This window comes from Geodermatophilus sp. URMC 60 (assembly GCF_053502585.1).
Genome location: NZ_CP199958.1, coordinates 1557652 through 1574124, shown reverse-complemented (window position 1 = coordinate 1574124; position 16473 = coordinate 1557652). Strand labels below are relative to the sequence as shown.

Genomic DNA, 16473 nt, shown 5'->3' with positions numbered 1-16473 from the left:
ATGTCCACCACCGACGCCCGCCGCCCCGTCCGCGCCCGGGCCGGCGGCCTGCGCAGCCGGGTCGCCCGGCGCCCGCTGACCGCCTTCCTCGTCCTGGTCGCCGCTGTCGGGTGGCCGCTCATGTCCGTGCCGGCGCTGACCACGCACGGGGTCCTCCCCGGCGGGCCGCTCCCCCAGGAGCCGTTCGCCCTCGGGACCACGCTCCTCGTGATGCTGCCCGCCGCGCTGTGGGTCACCGCGGTCGCCGACGGGCGCCCCGCCGTCCGCACCCTGCTCCGCCGCGCCGTCCAGTGGCGGTTCGGCGCCGGCTGGTGGGCCGCGGTGCTGCTGGCCCTGCCGGTGCTCACCCTCGCCGTCGGGGTGGCCTCGGGGCAGGGGGTGCAGACCGGGGACCTGCTCGCCACGCTCGCGTCCGGCGCCTTCTCGGTGGGGACCGCGGTGCTGCTCGTGCACCTGTGGGAGGAGACGGTGTGGGCCGGCTTCTTCCAGGGCCGCCTGGAGCAGCGGCACGGCTTCCTCCCGGCCGCCGCGCTCACCGCCGTCCCGTTCGCGGCGGTGCACCTGCCGCTGGCGTTCACCGGCGACCTGACGCCGGGCCGCGTCGCGCTCGCCGTCGGCGCGCTGTTCGTGCTCGGTGTGGTGATGCGCCTCCTGGTGGGCGCCACCGTGCGCGGCGCGGCCGGCAGCCTGCTGGCCGCCGGGATCGTGCACGCGTCGTTCAACGCCTCGAACAACGAGGGGAACCTGGTCGACGACCTGCTCGGCGGCGGGCAGCCCTCGCTGTACGCGGTCGTCGCGGCGGTGTTGTTCACCGCCGGCGTCCTGCTGGCGGTGCGGGACCGGCGCTGACGCCGGGGGGGTGGCCCGGGCGCGGTCCGCGCCCGGGCCACCCCGCTCACGCGAGGGCGGCCCCGAGCCGGGACACGCCCTCGGCGATCCGCCCCGGCGTGTTCGTGGTGAAGGACAGCCGCAGCGTGGCGCGGTCCGGGGTCCCGGCGTAGAACGCGGCGCCCGGCACGAAGGCGACGTCGTGGATCAGCGCACGGTGCAGCAGGTCGGCGGTGTCGCGCGTCCCGGGCAGGCGCACCCACACGAACATCCCGCCCTCGGGGTCGGTCCAGGTGCTCCCCTGCGGCAGCGCCCGCGGCAGGGCCTCGACGAGGGCGTCCCGGCGCGCGCGGTAGGCCGAGCACAGCGTCATCACGTGCGCGTCCACGTCGGTGGCGGCGAACCACGCCGCCGCTGCCGCCTGGTCCACCGTGGAGGTGTGCAGGTCCGCTGCCTGCTTGGCCACGGTCAGCGCAGGGAGCAGCCGCGACGGCGCCCGCAGCCAGCCCAGCCGCAGCCCCGGCGCGGCGATCTTGGAGAAGCTGCCGAGGTGCAGCACGTGGTCGTCGGCCCCCGGCTGCGCGGCCAGCGGGAGCACCGGGGCGCCCCGGTAGCGCAGGTCGCCGTAGGGGTCGTCCTCGACCACCCAGACCCCGTGCCGGGCGGTGAGCTCGACGACCTCGGCCCGCCGGTCCGCCGGCATCGTGCGCCCGGTCGGGTTGGCGAACGTCGGGACCAGGTAGAGCAGCGCCGGCCGCTCCCGCCCGAGGAGGTCGGCCAGCGCCTCCGGGTCGATGCCGTGCTCGTCGGTGCGCACGGGGACCACCCGGGCGCCGGCCAACTGGAAGCACTGCAGCGCCGCCAGGTAGGTCGGGTCCTCCACCAGCACCACCGACCCCGGGTCGAGCAGCGCCGTCGCGACGAGGGTCAGCGCCTGCTGCGAGCCGGAGGTGACCAGCAGGTCGTCGATGGTGGTGAGCAGGCCGCGGGCGGTCATCCGGGCGGCGACCCGCGCCCGCAGCTCCCGGTCGCCCTCGGTGGGCGCGTACTGCAGGGCCCGGCGGGCGGAGGGGCCCCAGAGCACCTGCTCGTAGGCGGCGCGGACGCCGTCGAGGTCGAACAGCTCCGGCGCGGGCAGGCCACCGGCGAAGGAGATGACCTCCGGCCGGTCGAGGAGGGCCAGCAGCTCGCGGACCGGCGAGCTGGCCACACCGGCCAGGCGCTCGGCGAGGGCGGGGGCAGGACGGGAGACGACGGCAGACGACACGGGAGCTCCAGGAGGGACTGCACGGTGAGGTGGGGAGACGGCGCCGGGTTGCGGGTGGTGTGCCGCTGCCCGCCGGGCCGGGAGGGCCTCCTGGTCGAGAAGCCGACCCCAGCGTACGACCGCTGCCGCCGGGACGCCCCGAGCGACGCCGGCCGGGGACGGCTGGGGCCTGGTGGGCCGGCCGGGGCCCTCGTGACCGACGGCCCGGTCCCTCCCACGCATGACGATCCCCACACCCCGCCGCCCCGTTCCGCATCCGCGCAGGTCAGCAAGCCGTGGACCGCGGCCATACGTCTTCGCGGGCGGCGCGCGCGGGAGGTGACCGGTTGGGCGTGTTGCCTCGTCCGCAGGCAGGATGACCCTCGACATGGCGAGTGCAGCACGCGCGGAGGCGGTCGCCCCGCAGAGGACCAGCCGACCGCTCCGGGTCTGGCAGCAGGCCGCGTTGGAGAAGTACGAGCAGGGGTCCCCGAAGGACTTCCTCGTCACCGCGACCCCGGGCGCGGGCAAGACGACCTTCGCCCTCACCCTGGCCGCGCGGCTGCTGCAGCGGCGCGAGGTCGCCCGCGTGGTCGTCGTGTGCCCCACCGACCACCTGCGCCTGCAGTGGGCCGACGCCGCCGACCGGATGGGCATCGTCCTGGACCCGGGGCTGACCAACGCCGTCGGCCCCGTGCGCGCCGGCACCCAGGGCTACGTGACCACCTACGCGCAGGTCGCGGGCAAGCCGATGCTGCACGCCGCCCGCTCGACCGCGGTCAAGACGCTGGTCATCCTCGACGAGGTGCACCACGCCGGTGACGGCCTCTCCTGGGGGGAGGCGGTCGAGGAGGCCTACGGCTTCGCCGCGCGCCGGCTGTGCCTCACCGGGACGCCGTTCCGCACCAAGCCCGACGAGCGCATCCCCTTCGTCCGGTACGAGGAGGACGGCTTCGAGGGCGACGACGGCGAGGGCGGCATGGGCCTGGTCAGCCGCGCCGACTACACCTACGGCTACAAGGAGGCGCTGGCCGACAACGTCGTCCGCCCGGTCGTCTTCGCCGCCTACACCGGGACGTCGCGCTGGCGGAACTCCGCCGGCGAGGTGGTGGCCGCCTCGCTGTCCGAGGCCGGCACCCGCTCGGTGGAGATGCAGGCCTGGCGCACGGCGCTCGACCCCAAGGGCCAGTGGGTGCCGCACGTCATCGCGGCCATGGACGACCGGATCACCCACCTGCGCGAGGAGGGCGGCATGCCCGACGCCGCCGGGCTGATCCTCGCCAGCGACCAGGACGACGCCCGCGCCTACGCCAAGATCGTCCGCCGGGTCACCGGCAAGGCGCCCGAGCTGATCCTCTCCGACGACCCCAAGGCGTCGAAGAAGATCGAGCGCTTCGCCACCGGCTCGGCCCGGATCGCCGTCTGCGTGCGGATGATCTCCGAGGGCGTCGACGTCCCGCGGGCCGCCGTCCTGGCGTGGATGACCTCCTACCGGACGCCGCTGTTCTTCGCCCAGGCGGTCGGCCGCGTCGTCCGCGCCCGCGCGTCGCACGAGTCGGCGACCGTCTTCCTCCCCGCCGTCCGGCCGCTGCTGAGCCTCGCCGCGTCGATGGAGGAGCAGCGCAACCACGTCATGCCCCCGCCCAAGACGGTGCAGGGCGACGAGCTCGACCTCGAGCCGCTCCCGCCCAAGGAGCGCGAGCCGGTCACCGGAAAGCAGTTCGAGGCGCTGGAGGCCGACGCCCGCTTCGCCCACGTGCTGCACAGCGGCACCGCGCACACCGGCGAGGGCTCGGGTGGGTCGGGCGGCGGCGGGGCGGGGCCGCTGGCCGTCGAGGAGGAGGACTTCCTCGGCATCCCCGGCCTGCTCACCCCGGAGCAGACGGCGTCCCTGCTGGCCCAGCGGGACGAGGAGCTGCGGCTGCGCATCGCCCAGCGGGCGCACGACGACGACACCGGCGAGCTGCCGATCGTCGAGGACCACCCCGACGAGGACGACGCCGGCCGCTCCTGGCGCGACGCCGCCGAGCTGCGCCGCGAGGTCAACCGGCTCGTCGCCCGGGTCGCGGCCAAGACCTCCACGCCGCACGGAGTGGTGCACACGGACCTGCGCAAGGCCGTCCCGGGGCCGCCGTCGGCCTCGGCGTCGGTCGACGTGCTCCGCGCCCGCCGGGAGCGCCTCCGCACCATGCTGTGAGAACGCATCGCCGGCTCCACTGGTGGATTGCCGGTCCTGCAACACCGGCAAGCCACGAGGAGAGCCGGCAGAGGACCTGCTCCTACCGGGCCACGGCGGCCGGGGCGGGCATGACCGCGCCCGGCGGCACGTCCCGGACGACGGTCGCGTCGGCGCCGATGCTGGCGTCGTCGGTCAGCCCGGAGCGGAGGTGAGCAGCCCGCGGGCGGCGGCGAGGGCCACCGCCTCGGTGCGCCCGCCCGCGCCGAGCTTGGCCAGGATCCGGCTGACGTGCACGCTCGCGGTCTTCTCGCTCATGTAGAGCTCCGCGCCGATCTGCCGGTTGGTGCGGCCCTGGGCGAGCAGCCGCAGCACCTCGGCCTCCCGCGGGGTGAACACCGCCGCGGCGTCCGGCACCCGCCCCGCCCCGGGCAGGTCCAGCCGACCCCGCCGGGCCAGGGCCGTGACCGCCGACCGCAGTGGCGCGGCACCGAGCCGGGTGGCGACCTCGGCGGCCGCCCGCAGCTCGTCGGCGGCGCCCGCCCGGTCATCGGCGGCCAGCAGTGCCTCGGCCAGCCGCCACCGCGACCGGGCCTGCTCGTAGACGTGCCCGTACCCGAAGGCGTCGACCGCGGCCCGCCACAGCGCCGGATCCGCCCGGTCGGTCAGCCGGGCCGCCTCCGCCTCCACGCGGGCCTGCCAGGCGACCGCCTCCACGCCGAACGGCCCGACGTCGCGCAGGTGGTCCTCGACCGCCGCGCGTGCCTCGGCGACCAGCTCCTCCCCCGCCTCGACCCAGCGCCGTGCCACCGCCTCGTCGCCCTGCAGCCGGGCAGCCGACGCGGCGTCCCCGACCGGGGCCAGCGCGGTCGCGACCAGCCGCAGCACGGTGAGCCGGTCGACGTCCCACTGCGCCCGCACCTGCCGCACCGCATCGCCCGCCCGCGCCACGGCGGTCCCGGCGTCGCCGGCCCAGGCGGCCAGGTCGATCTCCGCCCCGGCCGTCGCCAGCAGCAGCAGGACGTGCGCGTCCAGCCGCTCGGCCAGCCCGCGGGCCCAGACCACCCGTTCGGCGGCCGACGGGTCCCCGCGGCCGACCTGCACCAGCAACCCGGCGGCGCGCACGTGCGCGGCCATCTCCGGCACGCGCGCCAGCCGGTCGGCCAGCGCCAGGCTCCCGTCCCAGTCACCCGACACGTAGCGGGCGGACACGCCCAGGTGCCGCAGCTCGGCGCCGTAGAACGACCACTCGACGCCGAGCTCGGCGGCGCGCTCCAGCGCCTCGTCGACCCAGCGCAGGGCGGCGGCGACGTCCCCCGCCTCGTACGGGACGACGGCGAGGTTGAACAGCACCCGGAGCTCGACGTCGGTGTCACCCGACCGCCGGGCCCGCACCAGCGCCTCCTCGAGCCGCCCGGTCAGGTCGCTGCCGCCGCGCATCCGGGCCAGCGAGACCGCGGTGTCGGCCCAGGCGCTGTCCAGGCCGAGCGCATCGGCCGCGGCCAGCGCCTCGTCGGCCGCCGCGTCGGCCTCCGCCCGCCGGCCCATCGACCAGCTCGTGCGCGCATGGGTGGCCGCGGCCCAGGTCCGCACCGCGGACGGCGGGTCGACCGGCGCCAGCGCCATAGCGCGGCCGCTCTCCCGGTAGGCCGCCGCCTGGTCCTCGACCCGGCCCAGCGCCTGGGCCAGCCGGTAGTGCGCCCGCGCCCGCTCGACCGGGTCGCCGTCCGGGCCGAGCAGGTCCAGCGCGGCGCGGATCAGCGCCACCGCGCGCTGCGGCTCCCCGGCGGTGTGGGCGGCGGCCGCGCTGTCGAGCAGCAGGGTCGGCTGGTCGCGGCCGGCGCGGTCGGCGGCATCGGGCACCGCCGGCCACAGGCCGAGCGCCGCCTCCAGGTGCTGGAGCTGCTCGGCGGGAGCCCCCGCCCGGCAGGCCTCGGCCGCTGCCTCCAGCGACGCGGAGAACGCGCCGGCGAGGTCGTTGCTGCCGCGGGCGTGGTGGGCCAGCTCCGCGGCGGTACCGGCGCCGGGGTGCGCGGCGAGGTAGGCGGCCGTCGTGGCGTGCAGCCGGACCCGCTCGCCGGGCAGCAGGTCGGCCAGGACCGCCTCGCGCAGCAGGGCGTGCCGGAAGCGGTAGCGGCCGTCGTCGGAGACCACGAGCAGGTGGTGGTGCACCGCCTCGCCGAGGGCGGCCTCCAGGTCGGCCGGAGGCAGCCCGCTGACGGCGGCCACCAGGTCGTGGCGCACCCGCCGGCCGGCGACCGCGGCCACCCGCAGCACCTGCTGGGCCGCCTCGCCGAGCTGCTCCACCCGCGCCAGCAGCACGTCGGTCAGCCCCAGCGGCAGCGTCTCGCCGGCCAGCCCGGCGGCCAGCAGTTCCTCGGCGTAGAAGGCGTTGCCCTCGGCGCGGGCGACGACGTCCTCCACCGTCTGCTCGGGCACGCCCGAGGCCAGACCGCGCACCAGCTCGCCGACGGCGGCGTCCGGGAGCGGCGCCAGCTCCAGCCGTTCGACTCCGGGCAGCCGCACCAGCTCGGCCAGCAGCGGGCGCAGCGGGTGGCGGCGGTGCAGGTCGTCGGAGCGGTAGGAGGCGACGAGCGCGATCGGCTCGTCGGCCAGCCGGGCGAGCAGGTAGCGCAGCAGGTCGCGGCTGGAGCGGTCGGCCCAGTGCAGGTCCTCGATGACGACCAGCAGCGGCGTCGCCGCGGCCAGCTCGCCCAGCAGCGCCGCCACGGACTCGAACAGCTGCAGCCGTCCACCGTCCGCGACGGGACGCCGGACCAGCGGGCGGCCGAGGTCGGCGGCCTCCCCTGCCGGCAGCTCGGGGACCGCGGGAACGCCCCGGCCCGACAGCAGCTCCGGGAGCCCCGGCTGCCCGGACGCCGCCGCCACCGGGCGCAGCAGGTCCACGAACGGCAGGTAGGGCAACCCGACGTCGCCGAGGTCGACGCAGTGCCCGGTGAGCACCCGCAGGCCCCGCTCGGCGGCGCGCGCGGCGAGCTCGTCGAGCAGCCGGGTCTTGCCGACGCCGGCGTCGCCGGCCAGCAGCACCGCGCCGGCGCGGCCCTCGAGGGCGCGGCCGACCGTGGCCAGCAGGCGGGCGAGCTCCGCGTCCCGGCCCACCAGCGGTCGGTCGTCGTCCCACTGCGGCACGGCGCCGATCGTGGCAGAAGGACCCTCCTGCCCCCCACCACTCGCAGGCTCGCCGCGGGACCCTGCAGGAGGGCCGCTGGGAGCGGTGGGGGCTGGGGGGTCCTTCCTCAGCTCGCCCGCCGGGTCCAGCGGGAGGTCCACCGGGAGCGCCGCGTGCGGGTGCCCCGGCCGAGCTGCTGCAGCACCTCACGGCGGTAGGCCAGCTCGGCCTCGAGTCCGGGGTTGGGGTAGGTGTGCACGGCCGTCTCCTGTCATCGGATCGATGACGACGACGGTCGTGCTGAGGGCAGGCCCCCGGCATCGGTCGGTCGGGCAGACCTGGCGGTGGCCGAGCTGTGCTGAGACCCCTCAGCCGGGCCTCAGCGCAGCTCGGTGCCCTTGGTCTCCCGCAGGGTCAGGATCACGGCGAACGCGATCGCCGCGGCGACCGCCACGTACCAGAAGAACCACAGTGGCCGGTCGTTGTTCGACAGCCAGGTGATCACCAGCGGTGCCGTGCCGCCGAAGATGGCGACCGTGAGGTTGTACCAGGACCCGATCCCGATGGCCCGAAGCTCGGTGGGGAACAGCTCGCTCATGATCGCCGGGGCGATCGACGCCATCAGCGCGTAGAGCCCGAGGCCGGTGCAGAAGACGACGATCAGCGAGAACAGGTTGTCGCGGACCAGGAAGGACAGCGGCACGATCAGCACCGCCATCGCCCCCGACCAGATCAGCAGCTGCGGCTTGCGCCCGATGTGGTCCGAGAGCTTGCCGAACGGGTAGCAGAGCGCCACGAACAGCGCGGTGCCGATCGACAGGGCGATGAACACGTCCGTGCTGTCCGCGGCCCGGAACTTGATCGCGAACGGCGTCAACGCACTGAAGAACGTGTAGTACGACAGCGTCGACAGCAGCGTGAACGCGCACAGCTGCACCACGGCCTTGGGGTGGTGCTTGATCGTCTGCAGCAGCGGGTGCTTCGTCGCGCGGGCCTTCTCCGCGTTCTCCTCGAACTGCTCGGTCTCGACCAGCGACCGGCGCAGCCACATGCCGACCAGGCCCAGGACGCCGCCGATGAAGAAGGCGATCCGCCAGCCCCAGGACTCCAGCTGGTCCTGGCTGAGCGTGCTCGTCAGCAGCACCCCCAGCAGGGACGCCGCCAGCAGCGCCGAACCGGTGGAGATGTAGAAGAACGCCGAGTACCGCCCGCGGTGTGCCGGCGGGGCGATCTCGCCGAGGTAGGCCGAGGCGTTGGAGACCTCACCGCCCAGCGACATCCCCTGGGCGACCCGGGCCAGCAGCAGGAGGACCGGCGCCAGCCAGCCCACCTGCTCGTACGTGGGCAGGATCGCGATGACCATCGAGCCGCCGGCCATCAGCAGGATGGTGAGCAGCATCCCGGCCTTGCGGCCGCGCAGGTCGGCGAAGCGGCCGAGCAGGATGCCGCCCAGAGGCCGGAAGAAGAAGGCCAGCGCGTAGGTCGACGTCGCGCCGATCAGGGCCAGCGCCTCGTTCTCGGCCGGGAAGAACTGGCCGGCGAAGAAGACGACGAAGGTCGCGTAGACCGTCCAGTCGAACCACTCGACCGCGTTCCCGATGCTCGCCGAGACCAGCGTCCGCACCGGCAGCCGGTGCCGCTCCTCGGTCGTCGTGCCGGGACCCTGCCGCACTGCGCCTGCCATGGGAACCCCACCGATCGCCGGTTTGCTGGACGGCATCGACCGTAAGGGGGTGGCGGCACGACGGCACGCCGAAGCTGTACGGGGTCCGGACCGGGCGACGGCCGCCTCGCGGCGAGATGCACAACGCGGCTCCAGGCCCCCGACCGGAGTCGGGGCGGTAGTCCGTGAAGGCGTAACCAAATGGCACCCGGGGGCACGATGCACCCGGCCCGGACACCTCCGACGCTACCCCCGCCGGTGCCCGGTCACACGGGCCGGGGCGGGTGACTTCGGCCCCTCCGGAGGCCGTGCCAGACTCCGCCCGTGGCCGATCTGACCGCCGTCGAGGCGCGCGTGCTGTCCGCCGTCGACGAGGCCTGGGCGGTCTCCCGGCTGCGCGACCTGGTGGCCGTGCCCTCGGTCGGCGGCACGGCCGCGGAGTCCGAGGTCCAGCACCTGGTCGGCGACTGGCTGGAGGAGCTCGGCTGCGCCGTCGACCGCTGGCCGATCGACCTCGCCGAGGCGGCCACGGCGCCGGACGCGCCCGGCCAGGAGGTCGAGCGCACCGAGGCCTGGGGCGTCGTCGGAACCGCCCCGGCAGCCGGGGAGGGGACACCGGCGCTCGTCCTCTCCGGCCACACCGACGTCGTCCCGCCCGGGGACCGCGCCCTGTGGCCGGGCCACCCGTTCGACCCGCGCGTCGCCGACGGCGCGGTGCACGGCCGCGGGTCCTGCGACATGAAGGGCGGGGTGGTGGCCGCCCTCGCCGCGCTGGCCGCGGTCCGGACGGCGGGGGTGCGGCTGGCCCGGCCGGTCGCGGTGCACGCCGTCGTCGGCGAGGAGGACGGCGGCCTCGGCGCGTGGGCGACCCTGCGGCGCGGACACCGTGGCGACGTGTGCGTCATCCCCGAGCCGACCGCCGGCGCGGTGGTCACCGCCAACGCCGGCGCGCTCACCTTCCGCCTGGAGGTGACCGGCCGCGCTGCGCACGCCGCCCACCGCGACCGAGGGGTCAGCGCGGTCGAGCTGTTCGAGCGGGTGCACGCCGGACTGCACGCGTTCGAGGCCGAGCGCCAGCAGGGCGCCGACCCGCGCTTCGGCGGCACCCCCTTCCCCCACGGCATCAACATCGGGCGGGTGCAGGCCGGGGACTGGGCCAGCTCGGTGCCCGACCGGCTGGTCGCCGACGGCCGCTACGGAGTGCGGCTCGGCGAGGACGTCGCCGCCGCGAGGACGTCGCTCGAGCAGCGGCTGGCCGGGATCTGTGCCGCCGACCCGTGGCTGGCCGAGCACCCGGTGCGCCTGACCTGGACCGGCGGCGCCTTCGCCAGCGGCTCGCTGCCCGCCGGGCACCCGCTGCTGCCCGCGGTCCAGCGCGCGGTCGCCGACACCGGCGCCGGGGTCCCGCCCGAGCGGGCCATCCCGGCCGGCAGCGACCTGCGCCTCTACGCAGCGGCGGGAGTGCCCACGCTGCACTACGGCCCCGGCGACCTGCACCTGGCCCACGGGCCGCTGGAGCGGGTGCCCATCGACGAACTGGTCACCGCGGCCCGCGCGCTCGCGCTGCTGATCCTGCGCACCTGCGGAGTGGCATGACCCTCGTCGGCTTCGAGGCGTGGGCGGAGCTGGCCGGCGACTCCCCCACCTCCCGCACCGAGTGGGCCGCCGTCGTCGCCGCGTGGGGCGAGCCGCACCGCCGCTACCACGACCTCCGGCACCTGGCCGCCGTCCTGGGGCTGGTCGGGGAGCTGGCCGCCGCCGCTGACGATCCCGACGCGGTGCGGCTGGCCGCCTGGTACCACGACGTCGTCTACGACCCCCGTCGCGACGACAACGAGCAGGTCAGCGCCGAGCGGGCGCGGGCGGGCCTGCGCGGGCTGGTGCCGCCGGAGCGGGTGGAGGAGGTGGCCCGGCTGGTGCTGCTCACCGCCGGGCACGACCCGGCGCCGGACGACGCGGACGGCGCCGTGCTCTGCGACGCCGACCTCGCGGTGCTCGCCGGACCGCCCGAGGCCTACGCCGCCTACGCCTCGGCCGTCCGGGAGGAGTACGGCCACCTCTCCGACGCCGAGTTCACCGCCGGGCGCACCGCCGTCCTGGAGCACCTGCTGGCGTTGCCGGCGCTGTACCGGCTGCCGGCCGTCGCCGGCGAGTGGACGCCGCGGGCGCGGGCGAACCTCGCCGCCGAGCTCAGCCTGCTGAGGGGGCGCGCCTCTTCTTGAGCCGCAGGCCCGCGCCCATCAGCCGGGCGAGCAGCTCCCGCCCGCCGACCGGCACGGCGCCGGCGGCCACCGCCACCTCGTAGAGCTGGTCGGGGACGTCGTAGTGGTCACCCTGGAACGCCCGCCGCGGGATGCCGAGCTCCGTGGCGACGAAGGCGTGCAGCTCGTCGTAGGAGACGTCGCTGACCAGGTGCGACCAGCGCCGCCCGCGCCAGGGCCACACCGGGGGGTCGATCAGCACCGCCACGGCGACAGTCTGCCGGTCCCACTAGCGTCCTGCCGGTGAGCGAGGACATCCGCTGGGGCATCGTCGGGCCGGGCCGCATCGCCGAGAACGTGATCGCCGACTTCGCGCACGTGCCCGGCGCCCGGCCGGTCGCGGTCGGCTCCCGGTCGGCGCAGCGGGCGGCCGCCTTCGCCGAACGGCACGGGCTCGAGCGGGCGCACGGCTCCTACGCCGACCTGCTGGCCGACCCGGACGTCGACGTCCTCTACCTGGCCACGCCGCACGCCCAGCACCACGCGCTCGCCCTCGCCGCGATCGACTCGGGCAAGGCGCTGCTGGTCGAGAAGGCCTTCACCGCCACCACCGCGGGCGCGCGCGAGGTGGTCGAGCGGGCCCGGGAACGCGGCGTCTTCGTCATGGAGGCGATGTGGACCCGCTTCCAGCCGGCGGTCGTGCGGCTGCGGGAGCTGGTGGCCGAGGGCGCGATCGGCGAGGTCCGGTCGGTGCAGGCCGACCTGGGCGTCGCGCGCGAGTACGACCCGGCCGACCGGCTCTTCGCACACGACCTCGGCGGCGGTGCGCTGCTCGACCTCGGCGTCTACGTCGTCTCGTTCGCGCAGATGGTCCTCGGCGACCCGGACACCGTCACCGCGACCGGCTCGCTGTTCCCCACGGGTGTCGACGCCGAGGCCGCGCTGCTGCTGGGGTACGCCGACGGCCGGTCGGCCACCCTGACGACCTCGCTGCGGTACCCCACGCCCGGGCAGGCCCGGGTGTTCGGCACCACCGGCTGGATCGACGTCCTGCCCCGCTTCCACCACCCGCGCACCATCGTGCTGCACCGCGCCGGCGCCGATCCCGAGGAGATCACGCTGGAGCCGTCGGGCACCGGCTACAGCCACGAGCTCGCCGAGGTGACCGAGTGCCTGCGGGCCGGGCGGACCGAGAGTGCCGTGATGCCGCCGGCCGACACCCTCGCCGTCCAGTCGGTGCTCGGCCGGGCCGCCGACCAGCTCGGTGTGGCGTTCCGCGAGGACCCGCACGTCCTGGGGTGACTGCACCCATCCGGGTGGATTGCCTCAAGGCGCCGCCCGGTGTGCCGATGGTCACGTCGACCGGCTGCCCGGCCGGTCATCCCCGACGTGCCCGGAGTCCCGCGTGTTCCTCGTCGAAGCCCTCACCGCGCTCACTGCCAAGGTGGCTGCCGCCTCCACCGTCAGCCAGGCCGTGGCCGGCCTGGGCATCGCCGTCGCCGGCGTGACCGGTGCCGGAGCCGCCGGCGCCCTGCCGGCGCCGGTGCAGGACGTCGTCGCCGGCGCCGTGCAGACCGTCTCCCCGTTCGACCTGCCGGACTCGGCCGACGACACCGTCGACACCGGCGGGTCCGGTACCGGCGGTCCGGGCGACGTCCCTGGCACCGACGACCCGGGCGCCGGCTCCCCCGACGACGCCGGCACCGGCGACACCGGCGGGGCCGACGGGATCGACGACTCCGGCACCGACTCCCTGGACGACGCCGCGGGGGCCGACGACTCGGGCACCGACTCCGCGGACGGCGCCGACGACGCGGCCGGGACCGACGACTCCGAGACCCCGGCGCGGGAGGCCCGCGAGGCCGCCCGCGAGGCCGAGAAGGACGCCCGCGAGGCCGCCCACGACGCCGACAAGGAGGCCCGCGAGGCCCAGCGCGCGTCCGACGAGCAGGCCCGTGCGGCCGAGAAGCAGGCCCGGGAGACCGAGAAGCAGGCCCGGGAGACCGAGCGCGAGGAGCGCAAGGCCGCCGAGCAGGCCGAGAAGGAGGCGCGCAAGGCCGCCGAGCAGGCCGAGAAGGAGGCGCGCAAGGCCGCCGAGCAGGCCGAGAAGGAGGCTCGCGAGGCCGCCGAGCAGGCCGAGAAGGAGGCTCGCGAGGCCGCCGAGGAGGCCGAGGAGCGGGCCCGCGAGGCAGCCGAGCGCGAGGCCGAGCGCAGCTCCGACGACCGGGGCCGCGGCTCGGACGACGACTGACCCCTCACCCCTCCGGCAGGCCGGGGCCCGCTCCCGCGAGCGGCGTCCCGGCCTGCGGCGTCTCCGGGGGCGCCCAGGCCCGTCCGGCGGCCTGGTCGGGGGTGGGCACGCGGGTCGGCGTCCGGCCCGTGCGGCGGACCGCCTCGGCGAAGACCACGGCGTCGGTGACGGCCGCGCCGCCGGGGTCGTTGTTGAAGTAGACGAGGACGTCGGAGTCGCCGTAGGTCTCCGACAGCCGCTCGGCCCATGCCTGCAGCGTCTCCGGCCGGTAGGGCCAGCCCTCGTCCCCGGTGTGCAGGCGCAGGTAGCCCCAGTCGGCGGTGCGCCACAGCGGCGCGACCGGCTGCTCGGCCCGGTCGGCCCAGCACAGCGCCGCGCCGTAGCGCTCGAGCAGCGCACGGACCTCGTCGGTCCACCAGGAGTCGTGCCGCGGCTCCACCGCGACGCGGATGCCGGCCGGGAACTGCGCGAGGCACTCGCGCAGCAGACCGGCGTCGGCCTTCAACGTGGGGGGCAGTTGCAGCAGGACTGCGTCGAGCCGGTCGCCGAGACCCGCCACCCGCTCCACCAGCCGGGCGACCGGCTCCTCGGGGTCGCGCAGCCGCTTGACGTGGGTGAGGAACCGGCTGGCCTTGACCGCCCAGCGGTAGTCGGCGGGCGTGCGCTCCCGCCACGCCTGGAAGGTGGTCCGCTCGGGGAGCCGGTAGAAGGCGTTGTTGCTCTCGACGGTGGCGAAGTGCTCCGCGTGGTGCTCCAGCCACAGCCGCTGCGGCAGCCGCTGCGGGTAGAAGCGGCCGCGCCAGTCGCGGTACTGCCAGCCCGACGTCCCGATGACCACCGCCACGGCAGCGGCCTACCCCGCCCGGCGCCTGCCGACGCGACCCCGCCGCGCCCCCGGATTGGGGGGAGCCACTCCCCCTCCGCTCGGCTGCCGGGCGCGCCGCGGCACGACGACTGTGACCCCCACGAGACCGGCCCACGGTGGTGTGGGCCCGGCGCGACCGCGGAGTAGGCGATGACCAGGACACGACCGACCCAGCACGGCGGTCGCGGGGGTGGGCACAGGGCTGTGGTCCCCCCCGCGTCGCGAGCGTCCCGATCCCCCAAGCGGCTGATCGCCGGCGGCCTTGCCGCCATCACGGTGACCGGCGCTGCGGTGACCCTCGGGGGGATCGCCCAGGCGGGCAACCCGCCGCTGGGCCCGGGCAACATCGAGATCTTCCCCAAGCGCGACATGGTGGCCCTCGAGGGCTACACCGACCAGGCGGGTGAGACGGCGACCGTCACCGTCTCGCGCAACGGGCAGCAGATCGGCATCGGCGAGGGCGTCGTCGACGCGACCGGCTTCCTGGAGTTCAACCACCCGGGCGGCTCCTGCTGGACCGGCGTGACGCCGAACATCCAGGGCGGCGACCTCGTCGAGGTGCGGTTCAGCGAGACCGCCTTCACCGACGGCGCGTACGTCAGCTCGGCCAGGATCACGAAGGTCGAGCACAGCGACTTCGCCGCGACGGCGGCGGAGGGCGACGTCGAGGGCACGGTGACCATCAGCGGCACCTACGGCGACGACTTCGGCACGCGGTTCGACCTCTCGCGCTTCGTCGTCGAGGTCGTCAACCCGGAGATGCGCCGTCCCGACCCCAGCACGCCGCCCACCCTCATCGGTGAGCGGGCCATCGGCTGGACCCCGGTGGCCGACCCGGCCGAGCCCAACGGCGGCCCCGGCTACGAGGTCACGGGCAGCGCCGAGAACGGCGCCTTCTCGGTCACCTTCGGCATGTACTCCGCCGCCGACGCCGAGCGCGTGCTCGACGGCGAGCACGTGGTCACCTCCTGGATGCAGGACGCGGGCGAGCTGGCCCTCGGCAACTCCCTGTACGAGTTCGGCGAGACCGACGGCCCCGGCTTCGGTGGCTGCCCGGCCGGCCCGGCCTCGCAGGCCCCGGTGCCGCCCACGAGCGTCGACGCCGGCCGGAGCGGCACGGACGTCACGCTGTCCTGGACCACCCCGGCCCAGCCGGCGGACGCCAACCCGATCACCCAGTACCGGGTGGCCGTCGTCGACGGGATCACCGGCCAGGAGATCGCCGTCCGCCAGGGCGCCAACGAGGGCACGAACTCCGCGACCATCCACGGTCTGGTCGAGGGGCAGGCCTACGGGCTCATCCTCGAGGCCAACAACGGCCAGTGGAGCCCCGTCGTGGCACTCGGCACGCTCAACGCCGACGGCAGCATCACCCCGGCGACCGACCCGACCAACCCCGACACCACCGGTGGCGGCACGGGCGGCGGCACCGGCGGGGGCGGCACCGGCGAGACCCCGACCGAACCGGTCGCGGCGCCCCCGACGGCTCCGTCCCTCACCCGCGTCCTGGGCGGCCACGAGTCGGTCACGGCCGAGTGGACGGCGGCCCAGCCGGGCAACGCCACCAGCCCGGTCACCGGCTACGAGATCGTGGCCACGCCGGCGGCCGGCAGCACCGCCACCCCGGTGACGGCGCAGGCCCCGGCCACGGCCACCTCGGGCACGGTCACCGGCCTGGCCAACGGCGTCGACTACACCGTCTCGGTGTTCGCCCTCGCCGGGACCCAGCGCACCGGCAGCACCACGGCCACGGGCGTCAACGCGGTCGTCAAGCCGGGCGACGTCGTGACCGTCAGCCGGGCCCAGTACCGCGCCGACAAGCGGGAGTACCGCATCTCGGGCACCGCCCAGGACACCACCGCCAACCGGGTGCACGTCCGGATCGGCGACGTCGCGGGCTCCGGTGCGGTCGTCCAGCTCAACGTCCCGGTCCTGGCCGACGGCACCTGGTCGGTCGACCTCCGGACCGGTCCGGTGCTGCCGACCAACAACCGCTTCAACGTGACCTCGGACTCGGGCGCCAGCACGGTCGCCGCGATGACGCGGACGCGCTGATCCGGCCGGCACACCCGTCGGGGCAGCACCCGGGCCCTGACACACCCTGAACACCGAG

Annotated in this window: 13 protein-coding genes; 7 read left to right on the top strand and 6 right to left on the bottom strand. The window is 76.1% G+C overall.

Translation table 11 applies throughout. The features are described 5' to 3' along the window. The gene (locus ACWIX3_RS07590; protein ID WP_448611464.1) at positions 1–849 is read left to right on the top strand and encodes a CPBP family intramembrane glutamic endopeptidase; all 849 of its coding nucleotides are present in this window, start codon (positions 1–3) and stop codon (positions 847–849) included. Positions 850–895: 46 nt separating this feature from the next. Here the strand turns inward: ACWIX3_RS07590 and ACWIX3_RS07585 are convergent, their stop codons facing one another. Continuing rightward, positions 896–2095, bottom strand: a complete 1200-nt coding sequence (locus tag ACWIX3_RS07585; protein ID WP_448611463.1) for an aminotransferase-like domain-containing protein — start codon at positions 2093–2095, stop codon at positions 896–898. Positions 2096–2462: 367 nt separating this feature from the next. Here ACWIX3_RS07585 and ACWIX3_RS07580 point away from each other — a divergent pair, with 367 nt between their 5' ends. After that, the gene (locus ACWIX3_RS07580; protein ID WP_448611462.1) at positions 2463–4271 is read left to right on the top strand and encodes a DEAD/DEAH box helicase; all 1809 of its coding nucleotides are present in this window, start codon (positions 2463–2465) and stop codon (positions 4269–4271) included. Between the two features lie 174 nt (positions 4272–4445). On the opposite strand, the gene ACWIX3_RS07575 is transcribed toward ACWIX3_RS07580, so the two are convergent. The 3 genes from ACWIX3_RS07575 to ACWIX3_RS07565 all read right to left on the bottom strand — a co-directional run bounded on the left by ACWIX3_RS07575 (position 4446) and on the right by ACWIX3_RS07565 (position 9064). Further along, the gene (locus ACWIX3_RS07575; RefSeq protein WP_448611461.1) at positions 4446–7400 is read right to left on the bottom strand and encodes a helix-turn-helix transcriptional regulator; all 2955 of its coding nucleotides are present in this window, start codon (positions 7398–7400) and stop codon (positions 4446–4448) included. Positions 7401–7507: 107 nt separating this feature from the next. Further along, positions 7508–7639 carry a hypothetical protein gene (locus ACWIX3_RS07570; protein WP_448611460.1) on the bottom strand — a complete coding sequence of 44 codons (132 nt, stop codon included), beginning with the start codon at positions 7637–7639 and terminating at the stop codon, positions 7508–7510. 120 nt (positions 7640–7759) lie between these two features. Beyond that, a complete protein-coding gene (locus tag ACWIX3_RS07565) occupies positions 7760–9064 on the bottom strand; it encodes an MFS transporter (RefSeq protein WP_448611459.1) in 1305 nt (434 codons plus the stop codon). Between the two features lie 303 nt (positions 9065–9367). Between ACWIX3_RS07565 and ACWIX3_RS07560 the strand changes: the two genes are divergently transcribed. Both ACWIX3_RS07560 and ACWIX3_RS07555 read left to right on the top strand, forming a co-directional pair. Next, positions 9368–10639: an ArgE/DapE family deacylase gene (locus tag ACWIX3_RS07560; protein ID WP_448611458.1), complete on the top strand. Its 1272-nt coding sequence runs from the start codon at positions 9368–9370 to the stop codon at positions 10637–10639. Continuing rightward, positions 10636–11265: an HD domain-containing protein gene (locus tag ACWIX3_RS07555; RefSeq protein ID WP_448611457.1), complete on the top strand. Its 630-nt coding sequence runs from the start codon at positions 10636–10638 to the stop codon at positions 11263–11265. The genes ACWIX3_RS07560 and ACWIX3_RS07555 overlap by 4 nt, the downstream gene beginning before the upstream one ends. Here the strand turns inward: ACWIX3_RS07555 and ACWIX3_RS07550 are convergent. After that, entirely contained in the window at positions 11234–11512 is a 279-nt protein-coding gene (locus ACWIX3_RS07550; protein WP_448611456.1) for a DUF4031 domain-containing protein, read from the bottom strand. The genes ACWIX3_RS07555 and ACWIX3_RS07550 overlap by 32 nt on opposite strands. 35 nt (positions 11513–11547) lie before the next feature. On the opposite strand from ACWIX3_RS07550, the gene ACWIX3_RS07545 reads away from it, so the two are divergent. Together ACWIX3_RS07545 and ACWIX3_RS07540 are read left to right on the top strand one after the other, a co-directional pair. Beyond that, the gene (locus ACWIX3_RS07545) at positions 11548–12546 is read left to right on the top strand and encodes a Gfo/Idh/MocA family protein (RefSeq protein WP_448611455.1); all 999 of its coding nucleotides are present in this window, start codon (positions 11548–11550) and stop codon (positions 12544–12546) included. A gap of 103 nt (positions 12547–12649) precedes the next feature. Further along, on the top strand, positions 12650–13495 hold the full coding sequence (locus ACWIX3_RS07540) for a hypothetical protein (RefSeq protein ID WP_448611454.1): 846 nt from the start codon (positions 12650–12652) through the stop codon (positions 13493–13495). Positions 13496–13499: 4 nt separating this feature from the next. Here ACWIX3_RS07540 and ACWIX3_RS07535 read toward each other — a convergent pair whose 3' ends face one another. Next, positions 13500–14339 (bottom strand): DUF72 domain-containing protein, encoded by an 840-nt coding sequence (locus tag ACWIX3_RS07535; protein WP_448611453.1) that lies wholly within the window; start codon positions 14337–14339, stop codon positions 13500–13502. Between the two features lie 312 nt (positions 14340–14651). On the opposite strand from ACWIX3_RS07535, the gene ACWIX3_RS07530 reads away from it, so the two are divergent. After that, positions 14652–16415: a fibronectin type III domain-containing protein gene (locus ACWIX3_RS07530; RefSeq protein WP_448611452.1), complete on the top strand. Its 1764-nt coding sequence runs from the start codon at positions 14652–14654 to the stop codon at positions 16413–16415. Positions 16416–16473: the final 58 nt, after the last annotated feature.

Excerpts from the sequence above, each read along its gene's own strand:
- ACWIX3_RS07590 (WP_448611464.1), top strand. The coding sequence starts at position 1 with ATGTCCACCACCGACGCCCGCCGCCCCGTCCGCGCCCGGGCCGGCGGC.
- ACWIX3_RS07580 (WP_448611462.1), top strand. The coding sequence starts at position 2,463 with ATGGCGAGTGCAGCACGCGCGGAGGCGGTCGCCCCGCAGAGGACCAGC.
- ACWIX3_RS07565 (WP_448611459.1), bottom strand. The coding sequence starts at position 9,064 with ATGGCAGGCGCAGTGCGGCAGGGTCCCGGCACGACGACCGAGGAGCGG.
- ACWIX3_RS07555 (WP_448611457.1), top strand. The coding sequence starts at position 10,636 with ATGACCCTCGTCGGCTTCGAGGCGTGGGCGGAGCTGGCCGGCGACTCC.